Origin of the sequence: Flavobacterium sufflavum, from assembly GCF_004016525.1 — a bacterium.
Classification (GTDB): Bacteria; Bacteroidota; Bacteroidia; order Flavobacteriales; family Flavobacteriaceae; genus Flavobacterium; species Flavobacterium sufflavum.
Map to the genome: position 1 here is coordinate 1 of NZ_SACJ01000062.1, position 207 is coordinate 207.

Below are 207 nucleotides of genomic sequence, written 5' to 3' on the forward strand. Positions count from 1 at the left end.
CAGCCAGAATTGGTTTTGCCGGTTTAGTAACATCGTCAACAATTACATTTTGAGTAGCTGTTTCAGTGTTTCCATTACCATCATTGAAAGTCCAGGTAATTACGTGAGTTCCTTGAGTTGTATAAGTCAAAGCATCAGTAGTTGTTCCTGTGATAGTTCCTTTACAATTATCATTAGTAGTAGGAGCTGTCGCCGTAGCCGAACATT

General features: G+C 39.1%; 1 protein-coding gene. It reads right to left on the reverse strand.

Annotated features, from left to right (window positions below; all coding sequences use genetic code 11):
• The coding region (locus EOD40_RS18145) for an HYR-like domain-containing protein (RefSeq protein ID WP_164905528.1) at positions 1-207 on the reverse strand (207 nt) is incomplete at both ends.